4 protein-coding genes are annotated in these 4,154 nt (G+C 38.3%); all 4 read right to left on the reverse strand.

From position 1 onward, the window contains the following. Positions 1-228, reverse strand: a 228-nt coding sequence (locus V7659_RS19340; RefSeq protein ID WP_335541491.1) for a DNA gyrase subunit A, incomplete at its 3' end; no start/stop codon positions are given. Beyond that, on the reverse strand, positions 225-2,165 hold the full coding sequence (parE, locus tag V7659_RS19345) for a DNA topoisomerase IV subunit B (protein ID WP_335541493.1): 1,941 nt from the start codon (positions 2,163-2,165) through the stop codon (positions 225-227). The genes V7659_RS19340 and parE, both read right to left, overlap by 4 nt. A 291-nt stretch (positions 2,166-2,456) precedes the next feature. Next, the gene (locus tag V7659_RS19350) at positions 2,457-2,873 is read right to left on the reverse strand and encodes a CoA-binding protein (protein WP_335541494.1); all 417 of its coding nucleotides are present in this window, start codon (positions 2,871-2,873) and stop codon (positions 2,457-2,459) included. Positions 2,874-2,963: 90 nt separating this feature from the next. Continuing rightward, complete coding sequence (locus tag V7659_RS19355; RefSeq protein ID WP_335541495.1) at positions 2,964-3,902, reverse strand: sensor domain-containing diguanylate cyclase; 939 nt, start codon at positions 3,900-3,902, stop codon at positions 2,964-2,966. Positions 3,903-4,154: the final 252 nt, after the last annotated feature.

Consider the following 4,154-nt stretch of genomic DNA (forward strand, 5'->3'; position numbering starts at 1 on the left):
ATAGTTACCAATTACATTACCAACTGTTTTTGCTGATTTTCGAAAGCCTTTATCATGTGTATTTCCTTCTACATGCATCGCATAGAGAATTCTTCGTTGTACTGGCTTTAGGCCATCACGTGCATCCGGAAGGGCACGTTCTTGGATAATATACTTACTATATCTGCCAAAACGATCACCAATGACATCTTCTAGAGGCAAGTCTCGGAATTTTTCAGTTGCACTCATCCTTCAGAACCCTCCTCGGAGACCGTAATATTTTCATTTTCTAAGATCGTGTCATCTTCTTCTAACCCAAAGGCGACATTCGTTTCAATCCACTTACGGCGCGGCTCAACTTTGTCACCCATAAGAGTGGTAACTCGTCGTTCAGCTCTTGCTGCATCATCGATTTTAACTCGGATCAACGTCCGTGTTTCAGGATCCATTGTTGTTTCCCAGAGCTGATCGGCGTTCATTTCACCAAGTCCTTTATAGCGCTGGATGATATAGCCTCTGCCCACTTTCTTGATGGCACCTTGAAGTTCATCATCATTCCATGCATATTCGATAATTTCCTTCTTGCCTGTTCCCTTGCTTACTTTATAAAGCGGAGGCAAGGCAATAAACACTTTGCCTGCTTCTAACAACGGCTTCATATAGCGGTAAAAGAAAGTAAGTAGTAGAACTTGAATATGTGCCCCATCTGTATCCGCATCGGTCATAATGACAATTTTGTCATAATTGATGTCTTCCACACTGAAATCGGAACCAACTCCGCCGCCGATGGCATGAATGATCGTATTGATTTCTTCATTCTTAAAAATATCAGCGAGTTTAGCTTTTTCGGTATTAATGACTTTACCTCTGAGTGGAAGGACTGCTTGAAAACGTCGGTCACGTCCCTGTTTCGCTGAACCTCCCGCGGAATCACCCTCAACAAGGTACAGTTCGTTTCTTTGCGGATTACGTGATTGTGCGGGTGTTAGTTTCCCAGACAAGACAGCATCGGAACGCTTGCGTTTTTTACCGCTTCTTGCATCCTCACGTGCTTTTCTGGCCGCCTCTCTAGCTTGATAGGCTTTGATCGATTTTTTGATAAGAAGGGAGCTAATATCAGGATTCTCTTCTAGAAAATAGGAGAGGTGCTCAGAAACAACTGAATCAACCGCTGAGCGTGCTTCACTTGTTCCTAATTTCCCTTTTGTTTGTCCTTCAAACTGGAGCAATTCTTCCGGGATTCGAACGGAGATAATTGCCGATAAACCTTCACGGATATCTGCACCATCAAGGTTTTTGTCTTTGTCTTTTAAGAATGAAACCTTCCGAGCATAATCATTAAATACCCTTGTCATTGCTGTTTTTGCCCCGGCCTCATGGGTTCCGCCATCTCTTGTGCGGACATTATTTACAAAGGAGAGGACATTTTCAGAGTAGCCATCATTAAATTGAAAGGCAAAATCCACTTCAATTCCATGCTGAGAGCCTTCTAAACTAACAACCGGATGAAGGACATCCTTCTCTTCGTTTAAATAGGCAACGAACGCTTCAATCCCATTTTCATAATGAAAGACTTCATGGAAATCGTTTCGGTCATCGATAATTTCGATTTTCAAACCTTTTAACAAAAAGGCTGACTCTCTTAACCTCTCACATAACGTTTCGAAATTAAAAGTGGTTGTTGAAAATATAGTTGGATCTGGCTTGAAGTGAATAGTTGTACCGGTTTGATTGGTTTTACCGATTTTTTCGAGGGTTGTTACCGGTTTTCCCCCATTTTCAAAGCGTTGTTCATATACGAAACCGTCCCTTTTAATGGTGACAGTTAGCCATTCTGATAAGGCATTAACAACAGATGCACCAACACCGTGCAAACCGCCGCTTGTTTTATATCCGCCTTGGCCAAATTTTCCGCCGGCATGAAGCACTGTTAATATAACCTCTGGTGTTGGTTTCCCCATTTTGTGCATACCAGTAGGCATTCCGCGTCCACGGTCATTAACACTAATAGAATTATCTTTGTGTATTTTTACAATGATTTGATCACCGAATCCACCAAGCGCTTCATCGACAGAATTGTCGACAATCTCATAAACNNTTCCTGGACGTTTCCTAACCGCCTCAAGACCTTCAAGTACCTGTATGGCATCATCATTATAATCAAAAACTTGCTGATTTCTTGCCACTAAAATACCCCTTTCATTCCCTACAAAAAGAAGTATCCTTCTAATTGCTCATGAACTAATTGATTAGTCATTCTTTATATTATCTATTTATAAAATTAAAATAGAACCAATGTTTGCCGCTTCTTATTTTAACATAAATCTTGCGGCGTCTATGCTTTATTGTAGCGATTTATTTCGATTTAGCAAATACGTAATTTTAAACAACATAATTTTGTAATAAAATAATCATGGGTTTAAAGCGTGTTAAAAATAAAAAAACTGCTAAATATTAGCAGTTTTAGGGTTGGATTTTTAAGCTTTAGATATCGCATGTTCTACTTTAATGCAACGATTCATGATAACCGTATAGCCCTTACTTTTTAAGAATTCATAGGCTTCTTCGTTTTCAAGGCCAAGCTGGGCCCAGTAGATATCTGCATCGATCTCATCAAACTCTTTTGCGACATCGAACAGTTGTTCTGACCTGCGAAAAACATTAACAATGTCTACGTGTCCTTCGATATCCTTAAGGGATGCAACAGCTTTCACTCCTAATGCAGATTCAATCGTGGGATTCACCGGAATAATTTCATAGCCAGCTTTTTGCATTGCTTCAGACACTTGATAGGAAGTTCGTTCAGGATTATCACTCAAACCAACTACCGCAATTCTTTTTGCCTTTTTTAAAATCGATCCAATTTCATTGCGACTTGGATTTTCAATAGTCATCAATTTCACTCCTAGGGTCTTTTTCTTTATTTTACCTATATTTTCAAAAAAAACATAATAAAAAGCTTAAATGGACCCCTTCTTTACTTCTTAGTTGTAAAGAGTTACACAGTTTCTCCCTTTGTCTTTTGAAAAGAAGAGTGCTTGATTCGCCTCTAGTATTAATTCCTCTTTCGGTTTCCCTTTAGAAAACACGGAGATTCCAAAGCTGCAAGTGATCGTATCGATATTCACAAAATGAAATTCCTCGATAATCGAGCGGATGGATTCTGCTAATTCCTTTGCCCCATTTCCGTCGGTTCCAGGAGTGAGTAAAATGAATTCCTCTCCTCCCCAACGGACAAAAATATCTGATTCACGAATCCGTTGCTGAACGATGATGGAAATAGTAGAGAGTACTTTATCGCCTGCTTGTTCCCCAAACCTTTCATTCACATGTTTAAAGAAATCAATATCCATTATAATCATCGAAAAAGGTTGGTTTAATCGTTCGGCTCGTCTCATTTCCACTTCTAAGATCGCATTCATTTCCAATTGGTTTATACTGTATGTTAGAGAATCCATCAGGAATAATTGTCTGTTCTCTCTATTTTCATTCTCTAAATTGGTAATATCCTTACAGACACATAAGTATTGGTTCGAACCCGGTATGGGCTCATATTCTAAATTAAAGAAAATCTCTTCATTATTGATGCTGATCCAGTGCATATTTACAGAGTTTTTCCCCGTTTCTATGATTTCTTCAAACCATCTTCTTTTGTCGATTGGATAAAAATAATTAGCATCTTCTACTAAAAAACTAGAAAGGTATTTCAATTTAGGCAGCTGGGTCTGCCCCTTACTAATTCCGGTAAAGTTACAAAAGGCTTGATTGAATTCGATAATATCCTCGTGATCAGTAACAAAGATAAGGTGTTCTTGAAAGTTCAATAAAGCTTTCGTTAACTTCTTTTGTTTGGAAATTTCTTTTTCAAGCTGTTTCACATCTTTGTATTGGTAAGTTAAGTATGGATGAATATTAGCCGCCACTTGAAGCACCTCTTTCTTTCACTTAGGATTATATGATAAAACCGACCATTGATAAGATACTTGGGTCGGTTTAGTATGTATTTCTATGATTTTATCTAAATTATATTGACTCTCAGTATGGCTTTCAATGGATTAACAAATGGTTTGAAAATTCTCCTTATTTTCGTAATAAAATTGACTCTATTTGTTCTTACTTTTGACCAGATTCAAAAAAGCAAACACATATGAAAGGATTGATAGTGTTTTTTCTAA

Source organism: Neobacillus drentensis (assembly GCF_036966985.1).
In the GTDB taxonomy this organism is placed as follows: Bacteria; Bacillota; Bacilli; order Bacillales; family Cytobacillaceae; genus Neobacillus; species Neobacillus drentensis_E.

What these genes read in the sequence shown, in the direction of transcription:
- V7659_RS19350 (WP_335541494.1), bottom strand. Translation starts at nt 2,873, where the DNA reads ATGACTATTGAAAATCCAAGTCGCAATGAAATTGGATCGATTTTAAAA.